Below are 20,316 nucleotides of genomic sequence, written 5' to 3'. Positions count from 1 at the left end.
TGTTGCAGCGAGGCTAAGGGAGCGCTTCCACGGTCACAAGAGCGGTGCACGGAATTCCTGAACGTGCTTTCCCTGTCGGCTACTTGACACCTGCCAACCTGACTGCGGAGCATCGAAGCGCTTCGAAGATTCACTGACCTCCTTCGCCAAGGGACCCGCACGTGACCGAAAGACTCCCGCTCCACCCGGACGGGGCACTGCCCACGGACAAGCGCGTCGACGACCTGCTGTCCCGGCTCACGCTCGACGAACGCATCGCGCTGCTGCACCAGTTCACGCCCGGTGTGGAGCGGGTCGGCCTCGCCGCGTTCCGCACCGGGCAGGAGGCTCTGCACGGCGTTGCGTGGATGGGCCCGGCCACCGTGTTCCCGCAGTCCGTCGGGCTCGGCGCGACCTGGAACGACGACCTGGTGCGGCGGATCGGCGACGCCGTCTCCGCCGAGGCGCGCGCAATGCGCGAGCGCGACGACCGGATCGGCTTCAATGTCTGGGCGCCCACGGTCAACCTCCTCCGCCACCCGCTGTGGGGCCGGAACGAGGAGGGCTACTCCGAGGACCCGCACCTCACCGCGGCCATCGCCACCGCCTACACGCGCGGCCTGCGCGGCACCCACCCCACGTACTGGCGCACCGCCCCCGTCCTCAAGCACTGGCTCGCCCACAACAACGAGACGCTCAGGGACACGTCGAACTCCTCCGTCCGCCCCCGCGTCCTGCACGAGTACGACCTCAAGGCCTTCCGCGCCCCCGTCGAGGCGGGCGCCGTCGCCGGCGTCATGCCCGCCTACAACCTGGTCAACGGCCGGCCCAACCACGTATCGCCCTATCTGCGCGAGCAGTTGCGGACCTGGACCGGCCGGCATCTCCTCGTGTGCTCGGACGCGGGCGCGCCCAGCAACCTCGTCGACTCCGAGCACTACTTCGACACCCACGAGGAGGCCACCGCCGCCGCCCTCGTCGCGGGCGTCGACAGCTTCACCGACCACGGCACCGACTCCTCGACGATCACCGGGCGGATCCGCCGCGCCCTCGACCAGGGCCTGATCTCCGAGTCGGACATCGACACCGCCGTGCGCCGACAGCTCGATGTGCGGCTGCGCCTGGGTGAGTTCGAGGACCGCGACCCCCTTGAAGGCACCGCGGCCTTCGACACTGAGGAACACCGCGCCCTCGCGCAGGAGGCAGCCGAGCAGGCGGTCGTGCTGCTCAAGAACGACGATCTGCTGCCGCTGCCCGACACCGCCCACATCGCCCTGGTCGGCCTGCTCGCCGACGAGTGCAAGACGGACTGGTACAGCGGCACCCTCATCCACCGCTCCACCCCGCTCGACGGCCTCCGCGAGCGGTTCGGCACGGAGCACGTCACCTTCACGGAGGGTGCGGACCGGGTGCGGCTGCGGTGCGACGCCGGATGGCTGTACGTGCCCGAGAGCGACGCCGACGCGAGCGCGCGCGGTGCCGAAGGCACCCTCGACCCCGCCCTCCTCGCCGGCCGCACCGACCTGCCGCCGCTCACCACCGCCACCGAATCGGGCACCGAACTCGCCCTCGTCGACTGGGGGAACGACGTCCTCACCCTGCGCGCACCCGACGGCCGCTACCTGTCCGTCGCCGAGGACGGCTTCGTGCGGGCGTCCGCCGAGCAACCCGGCGGCTGGGTCGTCCAGGAGACGTACACCCTGGAACGGCAGGGAACCGCTCACCTCCTGAGGCACACGGGCACGGGCCGGTACGTCGCTGTCGCCGCCGACGGCGTGAAGGTCGCCGAGCAGGGCACGGCTTTCGACGTGGAGTACGTGGAGCGCGGCGCGGACGCCGTGGCCCGGGCAGCCGCCGACGCCGACGTGGTGATCGTCGTCGCCGGCAACGACCCGCACATCAACGGCCGCGAAACCGAGGACCGCACGACGCTCGCCCTCCCCGACCACCAGGACCGGCTGTGGCGAGCCGCCCGCGCCGCCAACCCGAACACCGCCCTGGCCGTGATCGGCGCTTACCCCTACGCCCTACCCGACGCGGACACCGAACTGCCCGCCCTGCTGTGGACCGCCCATGGCGGACAGGCCGCGGGCCGTGCCCTCGCCCGGGTCCTCGCGGGCGATGTCAGCCCCGCCGGACGCCTCCCGCAGACCTGGTACGCCGGCGACAGCGACCTGCCGGACCTGCTCGACTACGACGTCATCGGCTCCCGCCAGACCTACCTCTACTTCGAGGGCACACCGCTCTACCCCTTCGGACACGGCCTGTCCTACGCCTCGTTCGACTACGACGGACTCTTCGTGCACCGCGGCGCGGACATGCTGGAGTGCACCTTCACCGTCACCAACACCGGCACCACCCCGGCCGACGAAGTCCCGCAGCTGTACGTCCGCCCGCTCGACATGCCTGCGCCGCGCCCGCGCCGCCAGCTCCTCGCGCACCGCCGCATCGCCCTCGCGTCGGGGGCGTCGCAACACGTCACCTTCTCCGTGCCTGTCGCCGACCTCGGCCACTGGGATGTCGCCCGAGGCCGCTGGAGCGTCACCTCGGGCACGTACGAACTGCTCGTCGGCGCCTCCAGCGAGGACATCCGCCTCACCACGCGCCTGACCCTCGACGGCGACGAGCCCGCGCCCCGGCCTGTGCTCGTCGACGGCCTGGACGCCGCGTCGTACGACGAACAGCGCGGCGCGGCGATCGTCGACCGCACGAAGACGTCCGGCGACGCCGTCACCGCGACCGGGCCGGACGCCGAACTCCTCTACAGCGCCTGCGACCTGGGCGCCAACGGAGTCATCGCAGTACGCATGACGGTCGCGGGCGCGGGCACCGTCGCGATCGGGGACGGCGGCACGGTCACCGTCCCGGAAACCGGTGGCCCGTACAGCTACGTCACACTGGACGCCGATTTCACCGCCCGCGGAGTACGTGACCTGCGCGTGCGGCTCGGCGGCGAGGTCCGTCTGGCCCGGCTCACCTTCATCCCACGGGGGACCACCGTATGAAGTTCACCGACGGTTTCTGGCTGATGCGCGAAGGGGTCCACGCCGCGTACGCCACCGAGGTCCGCCAGATCCTGGCCGCCGACGACCGCTTCACCGCGTACGCCGCCGTCCGGCACGTCCGTGACCGCGGCGACACCCTCAACCAGCCTCTGATCACCATCGACTGCTTCGCCCCCGCCGAGGGCGTCATCGGCGTCCGCTTCACCCACCACGCGGGCAAGCGGCACCGGGGCCCCGACTTCGAGCTGCTGCCCTCCGAAGGCAGCGCCGGTGCGCAGGTGACCCGCGAGGGCACGGTCACCGAGCTGAAGACGGGCCCGCTCACCGTCCGCCTGGACACGGCAGGGGAGTGGGGCCTGGAATTCCTCGACTCCTCAACAGGACGCCGACTGACGGCTGTTGAACACAAGGGCACCGCCTTCGCCACCACCCCCGACGGCGCCCACCACATGGTCGCCCAGCTCGCGCTCGGCGTCGGAGAGCACATCTACGGCCTCGGCGAACGCTTCACCCCGTTCGTCAAGAACGGCCAGACGGTGGACATCTGGCAGGCCGACGGCGGCACCAGCAGCGAACAGGCCTACAAGAACGTCCCGTTCCACCTCTCCTCGCGCGGCTACGGCGTCCTCGTCAACCACCCCGGGAAGGTCGGCTACGAGATCGGCACGGAGTCCGTCGGCCAGCTCCAGTTCAGCGTCGAGGACCAATCGATCGAGTTCTACGTCGTCGCGGGCCCGACCCCGAAAGACGTGCTGCGCCGCTACACCGCGCTCACCGGCCGCCCCGCCCTCCCGCCGGCCTGGTCGTTCGGCCTGTGGCTCACCACCTCCTTCTGCACCGAGTACGACGAGGAGACGGTCACGTCGTTCGTCGACGGCATGGCCGAGCGCGACATCCCGCTCACCGTCTTCCACTTCGACTGCTTCTGGATGCGCGAGTACCAGTGGTCCGACTTCACCTGGGACCCGGACGTCTTCCCCGACCCGGTCGGCATGCTGCGCCGCCTCAAGGCGCGCGGCCTGCGCATCAGCATGTGGATCAACCCGTACATCGCCCAGAAGTCCCCACTCTTCGACGAGGGACTGGCGTCGGGCCATCTGGTCCGCAAGCCGAACGGCGACGTCTGGCAGTGGGACCTCTGGCAGCCCGGCATGGCGCTCGTCGACTTCACCAACCCGGGCGCGCGCGACTGGTACGCGGGCAAGCTGCGCGACCTGCTCGACATGGGCGTCGACAGCTTCAAGACGGACTTCGGCGAGCGCGTCCCGACCGACGTCGTCTGGCACGACGGCTCCGACCCCGAGCGCATGCACAACTATTACGCGCACCTCTACAACCGCACCGTCTTCGAGCTGTTGGAGAAGGAGCGCGGCAGCGGAGAGGCGGTCGTCTTCGCCCGCTCGGCGACGGCCGGCGGCCAGCAGTTCCCGGTGCACTGGGGCGGTGACTGCTTCGCCTCGTTCACGGCGATGGCGGAGTCGCTGCGCGGCGGCCTCTCCCTGTCCCTGTCGGGCTTCGGATTCTGGTCGCACGACATCGGCGGCTTCGAGGGCACCCCCGACCCGGCCGTCTTCAAGCGCTGGCTCGCCTTCGGCCTGCTCTCCTCGCACAGCCGCCTGCACGGCAATGTCTCGTACCGCGTGCCGTGGGCATTCGGCGAGGAAGCGGTGGAGGTGGCACGGAAGTTCACGCGTCTCAAACACCGCCTCATGCCGTACCTGTACGGGGCGGCGGTCGAGGCGCACCGCACCGGCGTCCCCGTGATGCGTCCGATGCTCCTCGACTTCCCGGACGACCCCACGTGCCGGGTCCTGGACCGCCAGTACATGCTCGGCCCCGACCTGCTCGTCGCGCCGGTGTTCTCGGCGGACGGCGACGTCGAGTTCTATCTGCCCGAGGGCACGTGGACGCGGCTGCTGACGGGGGAGCGGGTCGAGGGCGGACGCTGGCTGCGCGAGACCCACGGCTTCGACAGCCTGCCGCTGTTCGTCCGTCCCGGCGCGGTCGTCCCGCTCGGCGCGGACGACCGGCGCCCCGACGGCGACTGGACCGACGGCGTCACCCTGCTCGTCGCACCGGGCGCGCGGGACGTGACCGTGACGGTGCCGGACCACGACGGGAGCCCCGCCGCCGCGTACCGGGTGCGCCGGGGGGCCGTCGACGGGGCGGTCACGGTGGAGGTGTCGGGAGCGGAACTCTCGTACGAGGTGAGGGAGTTGTAGCCCGCTCGACGTGCTTGGTCAGGAGACGGCGGTGCCTGTCACCGTGTCTCCCGACCGCGTCACCTGGTACGTGATGGCGGCGCCGCTCCAGAAATGGAAAGTGAGAGTCACCGGCACACCGTCCCCGAGGGAGTTCAGGAAGTCGGCGGTGAGCCTGAGCGTGCCGTCGTCGTAGTCCGGGGCGAACGCCGTGCCGAACTGCTGGTACGAAGTCCAGTCGGCCGGACCCGCGTTGGTGCCGTCGGCGTATGTGGCCTCCATGGTCGCCAGGGAGTCGCCCCGGAACCGGGCGGGGGCCGCGAAGGAGCCGGTCGTCCCCGTCGCGTCCGCGAGGAGCGGCGGGTCATACGTCGTCACGTCGATCCGCCACGGCACTCCGGACGAGAACCGGGCCTGAAGCGTCGCGTTCACCCCGTACGCGCGGTCGCCCGTCAGCCGTGTCAGAGCGGCCGCCGTCAGCGTGAGCCGGTCACGGGACACGGTGTAGTCGACGCCCCGGCCGAGCTCGTTGCCGCCCTGCCAAAGCCCCCTGAACGACGTGCCGTTGAGGTTCAGGGTGAGTGACTGGTCCGTGACCGGGTCGGCCTTGCGGACGTACACCTTGTCGGACGAAGCGGTACCCGAGCGCGTCGTCCAGCTCGATTTGATGAGAGCGAAGAGAGCGGGGTCGCGCCATCGCAGCGTCTCGCGGTTCAGCAGCGAGAACGGGTCCCACAGCGCGGTGGTGACGCCGTTGACGCGGGCCGTGTGACCGAGCGCCTCGAAGTACTTCAGGGCCTCGCCGCGCTCGACGTAGTCCTGATGCGTGTAGTCGGGGTAGCTCAGGAGCCCGTACTCGCCGAGGTACACCGGAATGCCCTTGGTGACGAACGTGTCGTGCATCCGCGCGAAGGCGTCGGTCATGTCCTGCTGGACGGTGGCGTCGAAGCGGGTGTAGCCGGCGATGTTCACGCTGAACGGCCAGAAGCTGTAGTAGTGCACGGTCGCGACCAAGTTGGGGTCGTCGAGCCCGTCGATGGTGGCTGCCAGGTCGTCCATGAGGGTCTGGTCCGGGGTGGCGCCGACGGTGGGCAGGACGAGGAGGCGCTGCGCGTTCGCGCCGCCCGACGCGCGCACGATGCTGTGGAACGACGTGTTGAGCTCGTCGACCAGCTCCATCTTCCGGGCGTCGTCGGCGTTGTCGAAGGCCGGTTCGTTGATGCTCTCGAAGAGCAACGTGCGCGGTTCGTCCTTGAACGCGGTGGCGATCTGCTGCCAGGTCGCGTGGTAGCGGGCGAGCACCTGGTCGTGGTCGGTGGCCATCTTGTTGATCCACTGCCAGGAGTCGTGGTGCACGTTCAGCACGACGCGCAGACCGTCCGCCTGCGCCCGGTCGACCACCTGTCGAACCCGGCTCAGGAACGCGGCGTCGATCGTGTAAGGCGCCTGTGCCGACTGGTGGTTGCCCCAGGTGACGGGGATGCGCACGCTGCGGAAACCCTGGCTCTTGACCGTGTCGAAGAGCGCCTTGGTGGCCGGCGGGTTGCCCCAGGACGTCTCATCGGGGATGGCGTCGAGGGTGTTGCCCAGGTTCCAGCTGGGCTGCATGGCGGCGACGGTGTCCATGGCGGATCCGGTCGCGGCAGGAGCGGGGCGGGCGGCCGCCACGGCCCCGGTCCGGGAGGTGCCGACGGTGGCGAGTAAGACCAGGAAGAGGCCCGCCACCGGTCCGACGCGGCGTCTGCGGCTCCGTGCTTGTCTCATACGGGGTCCCTTTCAGTGGCTGAGTTCAGTGGTCCCGGTCAGCGGTCGAGTTCAGACGGCGAGTGGCTCGTAGCGAAACCAGTCGAAGTGGGCGGTGCCGGTCGCGGCGTACAGGCCGATGACGCGGCCGGTGAACCCGCCGGCCACCTCGGTCGACAGATAGCGGCCGTCGAGGGCCGCGAGTGCGGTGAACGTGCCGTGCGGATCCTCGACGCCGAACGCGAGCATGTCGGGGCCGGTGCGCGCGTCGCCCGGGGTGTCCGTGGGGGTCATGTCGACGCCGAGCACGAGCGGCTCGCCGGCCGTCGCCCGGGACGTCGAGGCCACCACGGTGCGCAGCGGTCCGACGCGGGCGATCACCCGTACTTCGACGGCGTCGGCCTCGATCTCGTAGTGGTGCCGCTCGTCGAGCCGGACCACAAGGCCGCCGGTGCCGTCCGCCGGGTCGAGGTGGGCGCGGACGCGGCAGGAGAGGTGCTGCTGCCGGTGGCCTACGAAGGTGACGTCGGCGGCGTCGGGGCCGCCCCCGAGGGCGTGGAGCGTCAGCCGGCCCGGCCGTTCCTTGGTGGTGCAGTGCCGCGGGGAGCGGTGGCGGAGCGAGATCCAGGAGGGCTGCAGATCGGCGTCGTCGAAGTCGTCCGTGAAGGGTTCGGCGGAGGCGGGCGCGGGCCCGGCCGTCGCCGGCGGGCCGACCACCGGCCAGCCGTCCTCCCAGGTGACCGGCGCGAGGAAGGTCTCGCGGCCGAGCACGTGCCAGCCGGGGGTGCCGCCGCGCGGCCGCACCCCGAGGAACACCATCCACCACGTGCCGTCGGGCGCTTGCACCAGATCGGCGTGGCCGGTGTTCTGGACGGGTTCGTCGGTGCCGCGGTGGGTCAGGACCGGATTGGCCGGGCAAGGTTCGAAGGGGCCGGTGGGCGCGGGGCCGCGGGCCACGGAGACGGCATGCCCGCGCTCGGTGCCGCCCTCGGAGATCAGCAGGTACCAGTGGTCGCCCACGTGGTACAGGTGCGGCGCCTCCGGGGCCTTGGCGCCCGGCGTGCCGGACCACAGCGGGCGCGGCTCGCCGAACATCTCGCCGGTGTACGGGTCGATTCGCACCTGGGAGATCCCGGCGACCGTGACCCAGCACGCGTCGTCCTCGTCCCAGGCGAGATCCGGGTCGATGCCGGGGACGCCGGGCAGCGGGACCGGGTCCGACCAGGGGCCCGCCGGGTCGGTGGCGGAGACGAGCAGGTTGCCGCCGCCCTCGCTCACATTGGTGGTGATCAGCCAGAAGCGCCCGCCGTGGTGGCGCAGCGTCGGCGCGTAGATCCCGGCGGAGGAGGGGGTGTCCCAGGGCAGCCGCAGCTGGCCGGGCCGGTCGAGGATGTTGCCGATCTGCCGCCAGCGCACCAGGTCGCGACTGTGGAAGAGCGGCACCCCGGGGACGTACTCGAAGCTCGAGCACGCGAGGTAGTAGTCGTCGCCTACGCGGCAGACGCTGGGGTCCGGGTGGAACCCGGGGATGGCCGGGCGTGGGTCTGCCATGCTGTCTCTCTCCGTGGTGTCGAAGCGCTTCGATCCGCGGGGAGAATATGTACGGGGGTGATGGCGCGCAAGGGGTTGGACAGGACGACAAAGGGCCCTGAAGTCCCTTCATGCTTACGGGACTTCAGGGCCACGGCATCATCGACGCGCTTCAATTGGCAGGCGTCGGGCTTCCGTTCAGGCGGAGTGGACCGCGACGTCCTCCGCGCTGAGACGGGGAGAGCCCTTGGAGCGCGACTGCGCAGCCGCCGGATCCGCGGGACGCCGCGTGTGCCAGTCCGTCACCGCCTGGCACGCCGCCGCGACCTCCACCAGGAGGTCCTCCTTGTCAGGCACGCACGGCGCAAGTCTGGTCTGCCTGCGACGACCGCGAGCCTCATGGCGGAACCGACTGTCAGTACGCGCCGTTCACGTTGTCGATCGAGCCGTACCGGTCGGCCGCGTAGTTACAGGCGGCGGTGATGTTGGCGACCGGGTCGTAGCTGTTCATCGACGTGCCGGGCACGTGGTACGCGGTGAACGTGGGGTCGATGACCTGCAGGAGCCCCTTGGAGGGGGTTCCTGCGACAGCGTTGGAGTCCCAGTTGTTGATGGCCAGCGGGTTGCCGGAGGACTCGCGCATGATGTTGCGGTGGATGCCCTCGTACGTGCCGGGAATGCTGTGCTTGGCCATTATGTCGAGCGACTCCTTGATCCAGCCGTCGAGGTCGTTGGTGTAGGACTTCTTCGCCGGGGCAGCGGCCGGCGTGGTCCGCTGCTCGGAGCGGTCGGCCCGCTCGGCGGACGCCCTGGTGGCTGCCGGCTTCTCTGCGGGCTTGGCCGGGCTCTTCTTGCCGAGCGTGAGCTTGACACCGGGGTGGATCAGCCCCGGGTTGTCACCGAGGGTGGCTCGGTTGTCCTCGTACAGCTTTTTCCAGCCGCCGCTCAGAGAGTGCTCTCGGGCGATCTTGGCGAGGGAGTCGCCCGCGGCGACGACGTACGTCGCGGGGACCGCGGCGCTCTTTGCGGCCGGGGCGGCCTGCGGCGCTGCGCCGGCGCTGGTCGCGCCGAGCACCGGGAGAGCGAGCACAGCGGCGCCCGTGCCTGCGGCGGCGATTCCCCGGGTGAGCGAGATGGACTTGGGGCGGCGGTGCTTTCCCTTTGAGGGCATGACGAGTTCCTCTCCGTCGCCTACGAGGTGAGCTGTCGGGTTCGGACGGGAGATGTCCGGTCGCACTGCGAATGCGACTTCACCCCGAGCCGTTCCGGAAACCGGGTCGGCGGCTTACCTGGGTCCCCCGCTCCTGCCGTGCGTAACCGAGTGGGTGGGAGGGATTCCGGATAGCGGCAGGATTCGGCGTTCCATCCGGATTGACGGTGACATTAGGCGAGAAGGCGCGGGCAGAACAAGACCAGAATTCCGATAGCGAAATGTGAGAGCCCTGTCTCTGGTGATCAGAACCCGCAGCTCTCTTTGATCGAAAAGCCCAACCTTCTTTGCGTGGAAGGGAAGTGGGCTGAGCCGAGCTCGGGGTCCGCGTCCGTCCGTGTGACACGGTTCACTGAATGGGATGTGGGTTGCAATGCTGGTCGATGACGTATCGAAGTGGGATATTTCATGTGAATATCGAGCTATATAGGCAGATCGCTCTGCATGCCCCTAATCGCTCGAAAAGGGATGTTTTATCGCAAGACGGACATAATGCTATGCCGCATTCAGTATTAAAAGGGGCGTATCGCCATCGACGCTGGCCTGGTCTCGCGGCCCGACGGATGTCCCGCTGCGCGGTTCGTGAGCGGGCGTCGATCGGGGTGATGCCTGAATGTGGCTTGCGCGGTTCGGCTGGAGGATCGGCCGAGGTGAGGCCGGCGGGTTCCATCATCGGAGTGCACTTCCCGTCGGCCTGCTGCGCTCGCGGGATACCTGGGGCGGGATAGGTGAGGCTCCGATGCTGAGCCCGGAGATATTGCCGGCTCAGGATGTGCGCGAGCTCAGAAGGCGGTCTGCATGTGATGGGGATTCAGTTGCCGATCGTCGTTGGTATGCCAGTGAAGGTCTCGGCTCGGACCGGGAGGAGGCTGCTGAAATCCTTTGCAGACTACGGGTTTCCGGGGAGTTATCTATCTGCTTGGGAGGCCTGGTCGATCCCGGGCCTCAGTGGTCGACGCGGCGAGGAACGGGAATTCCGCACGCACCTGCGCCAGGTCGGATTCGAACCGAAGGTCCCCCGCGAAGAAGCGTAGAAATAGGGGCAGTTGCTCGGGCGCATGGAACATGACGGCAACGTCGGGGTTGCGGCGCCGGTGCAGATGCGGACAGAGGAGGAACTCGGCTCGGCGCGCGACTGAAGGCCGTTCCGACATGATCCGCGAGTTCGTGAGAGTCCGGTCGTCTGTCGCCGGTGCGTGTGCTCTGTTCGGCGAGGCCGAGGTCGTGCAGCTGAGCATGGCGCGGTGCACGCTTTGGCCTTTGATTCGCCAGTCACGCGGGACACTTCAGGCCATCATCCGAGCGAAGGCGTGCTGGACGCGAGCGCGAACGCGCTTATGGGAGCGGCGCGTTGCTGATTCCAGGCAGGAGACGCCGCGTGTGGTGAGCCGTGGGGCGGGCCGCTTCCTCGGGTCCGGTTGTGCGGTGGGTCGACCGGACGCGGGCGGCTGGTGCCGGGGTGTGCGGGCGTTCGCGGCGCGCGCACCGGCATCTGACCGACGCCGGGGCGAGATGGTCCGTTTCCCTGCGGGTGCCGCTACCGGTGTTCCGGGTTTTCGTAGTCGTGGCGGCAGCCGGCGTCCCAGGCGGTGCGCTGGTTGCCGTAGGCGGGGACGCCACCGAGATCTTTCAATGCCCGGGCCAGGTGCAGCAAGTTCCAGGTCATGAACGTGGTGTTGCGGTTGGTGAAGTCGTTTTCGGGGCCGCCGGAGCCCGGGTCGAGGTAGGAGGGGCCGGGGCCGGCCTCGCCGATCCATCCGGCGTCGGCCTGGGGAGGGATGGTGTAACCCAGGTGCTGCAGGCTGTAGAGGACGTTCATCGCGCAGTGTTTGACGCCGTCCTCATTGCCGGTGATCAGGCAGCCGCCGACGCGACCGTAATAGGCGTACTGTCCTGCGTCGTTGAGAAGGCTGGAACAGGCGTAGAGGCGTTCGATCACCCGCTTCATCACGGAGCTGTTGTCGCCCAGCCAGATCGGGCCGGCCAGCACGAGGATGTCGGCGGCCATGACCTGACGGTAGAGGTCCGGCCAGGCGTCGGTCTCCCAGCCGTGCTCCGTCATGTCGGGCCACACGCCCGTGGCGATGTCGTGGTCGACGGCCCGGACGACGTCGACGTGGACTCCCTGGGCTTCCATGATCGCGGTGCTGCGGCCGATGAGGCCCTGGGTGTTGCTCGTCTCCGGCGAGCGTTTGAGGGTGCAGTTGATGACCAGCGCCCGCAGGTCGTCGTACTGGGCCGGAGGTACGTCGGTGGCGGGTGACGAAGTGGTCATACGGTCCTCCCAGAGCCGTGTCGCCACCTGGTGCGCGGTGACTTGTCCACTTTGCCCAGCGTGGGGCCCGGCCGACGGCAGCCGCCACAGCAGTGGCCTCCGAATGGCCCTGGTGGTCTGCACGCGCGGTCGGCCCGATGAGGCCCTGTGCGGCCTGCCGATACAGCTCGCGGGTACCGACGGCGAGGTCGTCAACCATCCTCGGATGAATGGCAAGCGCGCCCCGATCTCAAGATTCCGGAGAGCGCCTCCGGCAAGCTCTGGGAGGGGCGGGACTTCTCCACCCCTGAGCTGCCTGTGTCGATCTACTTCAACTCCCGGCTGATCGACGTGCGGGGCCCGACTGCCCGGCGGTGGACTGCCTGCCGCCTCAATGATTGATTCTGCTTGGAGTCGCACACTTACGAGCATGTATTGACACTCCTCGGGTGGGGCGCCATAGTCTTCCGCAGGCGATTGGGCTGCAGAGTTTTGGCGAACGAAGAATGTGCCTACTGGTGCGGCAGCTGCCTCTGCAACGCCTCTCGGGGGCAAGTGGCAGCTCGCTGCGCATTGACCTTGTCAGGTTCATGCTGATTCCTGGTCGGTGGTGGCCTTCCCCTCACTCCACGTCGATTGGAGAGAACTCGGCACTAGGGCACCGGTGCCCGGTATGCGCGTAGAACCGGGAGAGGGGGTGAGCGTCGGCCCAGGAGTTGGGGCGACGGAACCACCTCAGCCGTATCGCGGACACCGCGGCGCAGTCGTTACCGCCCGCAGCACTCATGCGAGAAGGCGGTGCCCAGACGTTCACGGCCCTGCTCACCTTCAACACCCCCTTGAGGAGCATCAGATGAAACGAGCGTTGACACGTATTGCGGTAGCGGCCCTCGCCGCACTCGTCCCGTTCATCGCGGCACCTGGCGCACAGGCGCAGACCTTCGGCGGGAACGAACTACTGTCGTGGACGGTAAGCGGGGCTCCCAGTGAGGGACTGACGTCCCTCAACTTCCCCATCACCGTGAACACCGGCACCGCCCATGTATCCGGGACCTACTTCGCGATGCAGTACGGGTTCACCGGACAGAGCGACATCGGGTACGCAGGACTGCAGCCGCGGCCGGATGCGAACGGGCACCAGCGCCTGCGTGGGGTGTTCTCCTCCTTCATCAGCGGCACGACAAGCACCCACGCCAACTGTTCGGACGGGGCTGACGGCGGCGCCGGCGTCAGCTGCGGAGTGGACTTCGACGCCGTGTACGGCCACACCTTCCGCGTCGAGATCGCCCGGGTCGGCACGGACACCTGGTCGGGCACAGTCGTCGACACCAACAACGGTCAGCGGATCCCTGTCGGCACCTACAAGTTGCCCGCCGGCTCCGGCAACCTGAAGGCCTCCCAGGCGGGTTTCATCGAGTATTACAACGTTCCGAGCTGCGACCAACAGCCGCGGTACGACGTCACGTTCGGCGGACCGTCCTCCGGGTCCCTGTCCGGCACAACGAAGTGGGTCAAGGAATACGGAGAGTGCGCCGGCTACGGCAGCACCCAGGTGACCACGGTCGGCGCAGGTGTCAACGTGACCCGCGGTAGCGCGGGTTAGCACGCCAGGGGCAGTGCTTTGGTGTCGGCTCTTGGGGCGATGTCGCGGCTGCTGGATCGACCTCGGGCTGATGGCTTGCCAGGGGCGGCCTCCCTGGGGCCGCCCCTTGTTCACGGGTCTGCCGCCGACGCAACCGGTAACGTCGACATGCATGACAGCAGAGTCACCGGCGCAGACTGTGCAACGCCTGTTCCCGCTGCTCGCCGAGGGTAAGAGTGCGGAGGCGGCGGCGCTGTTCGCCGACTCGGTGTCGTTCTCCATCCCGCACCCGCCGGGCATTCCCTGGGTACCGGACGTCGACTCGGCGGAGGGCATGCGGAGGTTCTTCGAGCTGCTGCAGACCCATGTGCAGGCCAAGGAGTTCGCCCTCGGCCAGATCATCGCCGAGGGCGACGATGTAGTGCTAGTCGGACGCATGGTCTCCGAGGTCAAGAAGACGGGCAGGGACATCGACACCGCGTTCGCCCTGCACACCACGGTCCGGGACGGACGGATCACCCGCTACCACCTCTACGAGGACAGCTACGCCGTTGCCAAGGCCTACTTCGACGACTGATCGCCAGGCGGGCTCGCTCAGCTTTTGACCTCTGGCCTCGAACGTCGCATCGCACGCGCCCACCGACGCGATGTTCTGCGAGAAGAGGCCGGTGACCTCGCCAGTCGATCTGGCGTTGCCGGCCGAACACCGGCGTGGGCCGCCTATCGTCTGCTGCCGGACTGACGGCCCGGCCTCACTTCGCAGCAGGAACTGCACCGGACTGGTGACCTGCCGGGCCTCCTCGCGCTGGGCGCGGTGCACGTGACCACGGCGAAGAAGCCGGCGGCCGAGATGCGCGGCTCGACCACCGCCGGGCGAATGCCGATGGCGGCCATCCCCGAGTACCCGACCCGGCCGCCGGTCTTGGGCAGCGAAAGTTGGGCGCCAGGGTGGTCCGCCATTCCGGGACCGGCGACGAGGCCTACGGCGGTAGTCCGAAGCTGCGCACTACCGTGGAGGAACGAGGTACTGGCTACGTCCTCGCGGTGGCCCGCACCCACGAAGGCACCACCCAGGCAGGGAAGTTCCGCGCAGACGACCTTGCCGACTAGCCTCCCGAGCGGGCCTGGCAGAACCTGTCCGCCGGGGCTGGTGCAAACGGCCAGCGCTTCTACGACGGGACCCACATCGACCTGCATCGCCGGCCCGATTCCGACGGGCCGGCGATCCAGCGTGCTCGGGATGGTGGTGTCACCACTCGTCGTGGTCGCAGATCACCCGGAAACTGCCCACGACCGCGTCCTCGACGAAGACGCCTCCCTGGCCGCTCCCATGGCCGGTCCGGGGCGCGACACCATAAGTAGCGCCGTAGGGGCCGACCGTGGCCACCGGCGCACCGTTGTCGCAGTTGAACCCGCGGTAGACCTCGACGGTCGCGTCGCTGTCGTTGTCGATGCTGAAACTGCTTGAGCCCAGCCCACTGGCAGCGGGGATGCAGCCCTCCGTGCGGGCGGAGTACGTCCGTTCGTTGAAGTGGATTCTTCCCTCCTTCTTGCCGCCGTAGCCACGGTCACGGCCCTCGTGGCCACGGCCCTCGTCCCCCCTGCCGTCAGCGCTGTCGGTACCGACGGGAGCTGCCGCGGGGGCGGCCTTCTTGACGGGCGGGGCCGCTTTCTTGACGGGTGGGGCGGCCCGCTTGGCCGGCGGCGCGGCTTGTTGGGCCGCCGGGGCAGCGGCCTGGGTCGATTCGGATTGCGCGGCATAGGTGATGCCGGCGGCGGCAAGGACCGCTGCGCCTACCATGGCGGCGGATACGGCGAAGATTCGCGTGGGCATGTCAATCCTCCCTGTCTCGGAGACGCCAGCTGAGCAGCCGACATGCAATGAACGTAATAATCGGCTCATCGGCTGTCATTTCAGGGCAACTCAAGGTGTGACATCAGGCTGCTGATCGAGTGGAATCATGTATTTAGTGCATATCTCGGGGTTTTCTGACATCGCGCCAGAATCCGGGTCCAGGCGAGGCCGCAGTGCAGCCGGGGATGACAGCGGTGCGGCCAGGCTGCCGCGCATCTGACGGCAGCAGGCCACGCGGGGACCGGGATGTCGGCCGGCTGCAGAGCCAGGTGTGCCAGAAGTACGCAGGTCAGGATGCTCAGCGCGTCGACCCGGCAGCACGCTTCCGCTACTCACGCCGAGTTGTCGGCAGGGTCCGGCCGCACTCGGATCGCGGCAGGTCCGGGCGTCTGATCAACGCGCATCGGCTTCCAGCCTGCCGCTGGCCGCAGAGCCGTCGGTCACGTGCGGGGTCGGCTGGTGATGCCGTCCAAGACAGTGGTCAGGTTGTGGTTGAAGGTTTCCGCGGCATTGAGGTGGGCCCCGTCGATGACGAGCCGGGCGATGGTGGGGTACCTGCCGGTATTCAACATGCGTGTGAGGTAAGGGCCGAGGCTGGCCTGAAAGGCGGCTTCATCGGTGCCGGTGGAACGGGCGGTGCGTCGCTCGGTGACCTCTCTGCGGACCGCTCCGATGATGAACGCGTTGAGGGCGCCCAAAGTCCGCTGGAGATCGTCGATGCCGCGCACGCCGGGGGCCTGGCTCAGCGCCGCCGCGGTCGCTTCGCCCACGGCGAGCGCGTGAGGTCCCAAGTGCGGCCTTCCGCCGAGCAGGTCGGAGAACCACTCATGATCAAGGGCGGCATCGCGGGTCGCGTGGGCGATGGCCAGCACCGTGGCGCGCCACGCAGAGTGCTGGCCGACCTCGGCGATCCGGGCATAGACGACGTCGACCATCAGATCGAGCAGTTCGGATCTGTTGATCACGTAGTCGTAGAGCCGCATCGGACCGACACCGAGTTCTTTGGCGATTTTGCGCACCGACAGGCCGTCGAGGCCGTGCGTGTCGGCAAGCCGGATCGCCGTAGCGGCGATCTTCTCGCGGCTCAACGGCACTGGCGCCGCACGCGGCTGAGGTTCGGGCCGTTCCCAAACGGGCAACGTTTCGTTACCGTACGGTGTATTCACAAGGACAGCGTACGGTAACGGAGTGGGTATGCGAATTGCGATCGCCGGTGGCGGACTTGGCGGGCTGACGCTGGCACGGATCCTCCATCAGCACGGCATCGATGCGGTGGTGTACGAGCGCGAGGCGAGCCGATCCGCGCGGCCGCAGGGCGGCGCTCTCGACCTGCACCCGGAGTCCGGGCAACTGGCCCTGGCTGAGGCGGGTCTCGCCGGCCGGTTCCGGTCGGAGGCACGGCCCGAGGGCGAGGAACATCGCATCGTCGACCCGACCGGACGGACCCTGGTACACCATGAGCCGCAACCTGGCTCATTCTCCGGACGTCCCGAGATTGACCGGAGCGCACTGCGTGATCTTCTGCTCGATTCCCTCCCCGGCGACACGGTTGTCTGGCGGCACCGGCTCGTCGCGGCGACCCCGCGACCTGGCGGGGGCTGGGAACTGACGTTCCATGGCGGCCACCGAACCGGATGCGACATCCTCATCGGCGCGGACGGCGCACGCTCGATCGTCCGGTCGCTGCTGGCCGACGTCCAATTGTCCAGTGTGGCCACGCTCGTAGAGCTGAACATCGAAGACGTGAACCGGCGCTATCCGGATCTCGCCGAACTGGTCGGCCCCGGGAACCTGTGGTGCGTCGGCGTGAATCAGATCCTGGCAGCGCAACGCCTCGGCGACGGCAGCCTGCGGGTCGGGATCTCGCTGCGCGCAGACGATCGCCCCATCGACACCTACCGTAGTAAGCGCGCTCTGCTGGACGTGTTCGGTGGCTGGGACCCACGCCTCACCGCACTCATCGAGGCCGGCGACAGCGCGCCGACGCCGCGCCCGATCGAAGCGATGCCTACCGGTACGCGCTGGTCCAGCCGGCCCGGCGTCACCCTCATCGGCGACGCCGCGCACCTCATGCCGCCGGTCGGCGAGGGCGCCAACCAGGCCATGCTCGACGCCGCCGAGCTCGCCGGCCGACTCGCCGCCAACCCCGCCGACCCGGACTCGGCGATCCGGACGTACGAGGAGGTGATGTTCACCAGAATTCACCCGATCGCCGAAATGTCCGCACGAGTCCAGGCGATGATGCTGTCCCCAACAGCAGCGGAAGACATCGTCCGCTTCTTCACGGCCCGGCCCGCAGAACCGGCATCCGCAGACTGAGAACGCCTGTGCAGTCGATCGAGGCCGAAACGGGTGAACCCTGTCCTCTACAGACACCATCATCTGTTCAGATCGCCGCGTCGTGGAGCGGGGCCGTCAGCCCGTTCGTTCCCTTGCGCGGGTGAGGAGTCGGAGCCGGTCCGGCGCGTGTTCCTCGCGCTGGGGCCGTGTGTGTCCGGCCTGCCGCATCAGCTGTTCACAGCCGGACACGCGCGTGGGAGCAGGCGTCTCCGGGTGCTTGTACAGGTGGAACAGCAGCGTGCCGGTCATCTCGAGGGCGTCGTTGCACGGCAATACCGAGCACATTGAGTCGAACGCCTGCCACGGCCGCTGTCCGGCGGGGATCTCCGGCGCCATGCGCTCGCGCCGCAGCCAGGCTTCGACCCCGCGGTCCATCGTGGTCAGGGTGCCTTGAAGAGAGCAGGGAAGCGCGGAGCGAGCCAGGGCTTGCGCCCCCCGACCAGGATGCGGCCCTGAGCGAGGGCGCCCCACTGGCCACGGCGCCCGAGCGCCATCAGGAGAAAGGTGACCGGCTCGATGAGGATGGTGCAGTCCGCGCGTCCCGGCAGTTGCTCGCCGACCGACACCGCGCCCCCGGCCACCCGCACGTCGAACCGGCCGCCACCCCACAGGCGGATCGCGTAGCGGACGCTCAGCCCGGCGGTGCCGGACGCGTCGGTCACCCGTGGCATCGCCGTCAGCATGAAGGGCAGCGTCAGCCGCACCCGCTCCCGGTCGATCATGTGCGCATGTCCCAGCGCGCGGGCCAGGTCGTATCCGTGTCCCAGCATGTGCGTGAGCAGATACGAGCCCAGCACATCCGGTCCCATCGGACCCAGCGGACTGACCACGGTCCCTTCCGTGCCCCGCTCCTCCAGCGCCCTCAGACATGCGGCGGCCTGCTCTACGATCATTCCGGCCAGCGGCTCGGCCTCCCGCTCACCGAACGCGGCGAGCGCCTGCTCGTTGGCCGCGGCAAGACTCTGCGGTGTGCCGTCTCCGTAACTACGCGCATGTCCCGCCGCGATGTCCGCCATCAGCTCGTTGGCCAGCGCCAGATGCGCGGCCGCCTCCCCGACGCTCCACTGCGACCCCGGCACCCGAAGTCCCATGTCGGCGCCCGCGCGCAGCAGTGTGGCTATCTCCCCGGCCGTATCTCGTATCGCCGCACCGAGCCCCTCGGGCACCGCGCTCCGCGTGTCCGGCCCCACCACTGGTTCCATGCCGTCCCGTCCTCATTTGCGTTCCCGCACCCGGTGTTCCGCCCGCAGACTCTCACGGATCACCCGGCGCACCGACAGCCCGGAGCCCTATGCGGCCCTTGCCGAGTTGTGGCGGGACCGGCGTTGCGAACTCTAGGAGAGCCTCTAAGGGGACCGTTCGCTGAGCGCTGTGCTGGTACGGGCTACCGCCTGTTCCTCGAAGGGGACATGGACGACGCGGTGATGGCCCTTGGTTCGGTCACGGGCGCAGTCCCGTCACGGAGTCGCAGGCCTCCATGGCCCGGCTGCCCCGGTCCTGCGGCCGCTACGAGCTGTCCTTCGCCCTGTGCGACCGCGCCGATGCCGTCGAGCGGGTCAGGTGGACCGCAGTCGTACGGGCGACACCTGGCATGTGATGGGCGGCCTGGACCAGGCTGCGGCGGCCTTCGAATGCGCTTTGACCTGGCGGTCCGCTGACTGGTCCCTCTCCCTGGACCTGGCGGACCGCTCAGGATGGCGACAGGTGAGCGGGAACGGCGCACTCATCCTGCTCATCCCATGGCCCCCGCCCCGAGCCGATCGTCCTCTCGCTCCTGACCACTCTGATCGTCACCGCCATCGCAGTCAGCGAGGCAATCCACGGGCACGCAGGCGACAGGGCGCAGCCGCCGCCCCAGCGGCTCGCCCCCGTTACCGTCTGCCCCCATGCACGCTGAGCGACGAAGAGGCGCTCGCCGTACGGCTCGGCCTGGTCGCGGGGCGGTGCGCCGGCCTGATGACGGCCACCGGCACGGCGGGCGAGACGGCGGCCAAGATCCGGCGGGTGCTGCCCGAACGGCGCAGCCGCAGGCTCGACATCCGGTATGCCGTCTGCGACGGCCGGCGCAGCGAGCGCATGCTGCACCAAGTACGAGCTCGTCACCCATTCCCGCAGGTGGTACGTGACGGGCACGGATCCCGCGATCGGCGAGGACCGGACGTTCCGCCTGGACCACATCACCGACGCGCGGACCCTGTCCGGCTCGTTGGAACCGCCCGCCGACCTCGACCCGGCGCAACGCGTTCTGTCGGGGTTCGCGACGGCTCAGTACCGCCACGAGGTGGCCCTGCGCGTCCAGGGAGCGGCCGAGCACATCCGCTCGCGACTCCCCGCCGGCGTCGTGACCGTGGCAGAGCTGCCCTCCTCGCACAGCGTGGAGGGGACCCGGGACCCCGAGCCCTGGTTCCGCGTTGAGCTGCAGGTGGAGCGGCTCGAGTGGCTGCCCGCCGTGCTCGCGCCGCTCGACCGGCCGTTCGTCATCGAGCGGCGGCCGGAAGAACTGCGGGGACTCGCCGAGGTGCTCGCCGCCCGGCTGGCCGCTTCGGTCCGGCGGAGACCGCCTCGCGTGTGAGCGGGCCCCCGCGCCCGAGGCAGGCTGTCTTGGACCGGGTCCGTC

General features: G+C 69.1%; 14 protein-coding genes, 1 pseudogene and 1 riboswitch. Of the genes and pseudogenes, 6 read left to right on the top strand and 9 right to left on the bottom strand.

Annotated elements, in window-relative coordinates:
• Positions 1 to 161 precede the first annotated feature (161 nt).
• Both CG723_RS22830 and yicI read left to right on the top strand, forming a co-directional pair.
• Entirely contained in the window at positions 162 to 2,984 is a 2,823-nt protein-coding gene (locus CG723_RS22830) for a glycoside hydrolase family 3 C-terminal domain-containing protein (RefSeq protein WP_100595322.1), read from the top strand.
• Complete coding sequence (yicI, locus tag CG723_RS22825; RefSeq protein WP_100595321.1) at positions 2,981 to 5,206, top strand: alpha-xylosidase; 2,226 nt, start codon at positions 2,981 to 2,983, stop codon at positions 5,204 to 5,206. The genes CG723_RS22830 and yicI overlap by 4 nt, the downstream gene beginning before the upstream one ends.
• Before the next feature lie 18 nt (positions 5,207 to 5,224).
• Here the strand turns inward: yicI and CG723_RS22820 are convergent, their stop codons facing one another.
• The 5 genes from CG723_RS22820 to CG723_RS22805 all read right to left on the bottom strand — a co-directional run bounded on the left by CG723_RS22820 (position 5,225) and on the right by CG723_RS22805 (position 11,943).
• Complete coding sequence (locus tag CG723_RS22820) at positions 5,225 to 6,949, bottom strand: cellulase family glycosylhydrolase (RefSeq protein ID WP_100595320.1); 1,725 nt, start codon at positions 6,947 to 6,949, stop codon at positions 5,225 to 5,227.
• A gap of 51 nt (positions 6,950 to 7,000) precedes the next feature.
• On the bottom strand, positions 7,001 to 8,479 hold the full coding sequence (locus tag CG723_RS22815) for a glycoside hydrolase family 43 protein (protein WP_100595319.1): 1,479 nt from the start codon (positions 8,477 to 8,479) through the stop codon (positions 7,001 to 7,003).
• Positions 8,480 to 8,656: 177 nt separating this feature from the next.
• The gene (locus tag CG723_RS46350) at positions 8,657 to 8,815 is read right to left on the bottom strand and encodes a hypothetical protein (protein ID WP_159032520.1); all 159 of its coding nucleotides are present in this window, start codon (positions 8,813 to 8,815) and stop codon (positions 8,657 to 8,659) included.
• Positions 8,816 to 8,873: 58 nt separating this feature from the next.
• On the bottom strand, positions 8,874 to 9,629 hold the full coding sequence (locus CG723_RS22810) for a transglycosylase SLT domain-containing protein (RefSeq protein WP_100595318.1): 756 nt from the start codon (positions 9,627 to 9,629) through the stop codon (positions 8,874 to 8,876).
• A gap of 2 nt (positions 9,630 to 9,631) precedes the next feature.
• Positions 9,632 to 9,796, bottom strand: a riboswitch (cyclic di-AMP (ydaO/yuaA leader).
• Between the two features lie 1,409 nt (positions 9,797 to 11,205).
• Positions 11,206 to 11,943: a flavodoxin family protein gene (locus CG723_RS22805; RefSeq protein ID WP_100595317.1), complete on the bottom strand. Its 738-nt coding sequence runs from the start codon at positions 11,941 to 11,943 to the stop codon at positions 11,206 to 11,208.
• An 832-nt stretch (positions 11,944 to 12,775) separates the two neighbouring features.
• Here CG723_RS22805 and CG723_RS22800 point away from each other — a divergent pair.
• Positions 12,776 to 13,525, top strand: a complete 750-nt coding sequence (locus CG723_RS22800) for a hypothetical protein (RefSeq protein ID WP_100595316.1) — start codon at positions 12,776 to 12,778, stop codon at positions 13,523 to 13,525.
• Positions 13,526 to 13,676: 151 nt separating this feature from the next.
• Positions 13,677 to 14,081, top strand: coding sequence for a nuclear transport factor 2 family protein (locus tag CG723_RS22795; RefSeq protein WP_100595315.1), 405 nt, complete (start codon positions 13,677 to 13,679; stop codon positions 14,079 to 14,081).
• Between the two features lie 672 nt (positions 14,082 to 14,753).
• Here the strand turns inward: CG723_RS22795 and CG723_RS46345 are convergent.
• Positions 14,754 to 15,338 carry a hypothetical protein gene (locus CG723_RS46345; protein ID WP_159032519.1) on the bottom strand — a complete coding sequence of 195 codons (585 nt, stop codon included), beginning with the start codon at positions 15,336 to 15,338 and terminating at the stop codon, positions 14,754 to 14,756.
• Between the two features lie 461 nt (positions 15,339 to 15,799).
• Positions 15,800 to 16,525 (bottom strand): TetR/AcrR family transcriptional regulator, encoded by a 726-nt coding sequence (locus CG723_RS22775; RefSeq protein WP_234374460.1) that lies wholly within the window; start codon positions 16,523 to 16,525, stop codon positions 15,800 to 15,802.
• Positions 16,526 to 16,553: 28 nt separating this feature from the next.
• Between CG723_RS22775 and CG723_RS22770 the strand changes: the two genes are divergently transcribed.
• Positions 16,554 to 17,678, top strand: coding sequence for an FAD-dependent oxidoreductase (locus tag CG723_RS22770; protein ID WP_100595313.1), 1,125 nt, complete (start codon positions 16,554 to 16,556; stop codon positions 17,676 to 17,678).
• 96 nt (positions 17,679 to 17,774) lie between these two features.
• Here the strand turns inward: CG723_RS22770 and CG723_RS22765 are convergent, their stop codons facing one another.
• Complete coding sequence (locus tag CG723_RS22765; RefSeq protein WP_100595312.1) at positions 17,775 to 18,074, bottom strand: hypothetical protein; 300 nt, start codon at positions 18,072 to 18,074, stop codon at positions 17,775 to 17,777.
• A 5-nt stretch (positions 18,075 to 18,079) separates the two neighbouring features.
• Positions 18,080 to 18,901: a maleylpyruvate isomerase family mycothiol-dependent enzyme gene (locus CG723_RS22760; RefSeq protein WP_100595311.1), complete on the bottom strand. Its 822-nt coding sequence runs from the start codon at positions 18,899 to 18,901 to the stop codon at positions 18,080 to 18,082.
• 664 nt (positions 18,902 to 19,565) lie between these two features.
• On the opposite strand from CG723_RS22760, the pseudogene CG723_RS47745 reads away from it, so the two are divergent.
• Positions 19,566 to 20,271: pseudogene (locus CG723_RS47745) on the top strand (helix-turn-helix transcriptional regulator); the annotation flags it as partial.
• Positions 20,272 to 20,316 lie beyond the last annotated feature (45 nt).

Source organism: Streptomyces sp. CB01635, from assembly GCF_002803065.1.
In the GTDB taxonomy this organism is placed as follows: Bacteria; Actinomycetota; Actinomycetes; order Streptomycetales; family Streptomycetaceae; genus Streptomyces.
Note: the sequence above shows the minus strand (reverse complement) of the source record. Positions and strands in the feature narration are given on the sequence as shown.

Coding starts and splice junctions, on each gene's coding strand:
- CG723_RS22800 (WP_100595316.1), top strand. CDS start 12,776: ATGAAACGAGCGTTGACACGTATTGCGGTAGCGGCCCTCGCCGCACTC.
- CG723_RS46345 (WP_159032519.1), bottom strand. CDS start 15,338: ATGCCCACGCGAATCTTCGCCGTATCCGCCGCCATGGTAGGCGCAGCG.
- yicI (WP_100595321.1), top strand. CDS start 2,981: ATGAAGTTCACCGACGGTTTCTGGCTGATGCGCGAAGGGGTCCACGCC.
- CG723_RS22815 (WP_100595319.1), bottom strand. CDS start 8,479: ATGGCAGACCCACGCCCGGCCATCCCCGGGTTCCACCCGGACCCCAGC.
- CG723_RS22765 (WP_100595312.1), bottom strand. CDS start 18,074: ATGGACCGCGGGGTCGAAGCCTGGCTGCGGCGCGAGCGCATGGCGCCG.
- CG723_RS22810 (WP_100595318.1), bottom strand. CDS start 9,629: ATGCCCTCAAAGGGAAAGCACCGCCGCCCCAAGTCCATCTCGCTCACC.
- CG723_RS22760 (WP_100595311.1), bottom strand. CDS start 18,901: ATGGAACCAGTGGTGGGGCCGGACACGCGGAGCGCGGTGCCCGAGGGG.
- CG723_RS22820 (WP_100595320.1), bottom strand. CDS start 6,949: ATGAGACAAGCACGGAGCCGCAGACGCCGCGTCGGACCGGTGGCGGGC.
- CG723_RS22805 (WP_100595317.1), bottom strand. CDS start 11,943: ATGACCACTTCGTCACCCGCCACCGACGTACCTCCGGCCCAGTACGAC.
- CG723_RS22770 (WP_100595313.1), top strand. CDS start 16,554: ATGCGAATTGCGATCGCCGGTGGCGGACTTGGCGGGCTGACGCTGGCA.
- CG723_RS22795 (WP_100595315.1), top strand. CDS start 13,677: ATGACAGCAGAGTCACCGGCGCAGACTGTGCAACGCCTGTTCCCGCTG.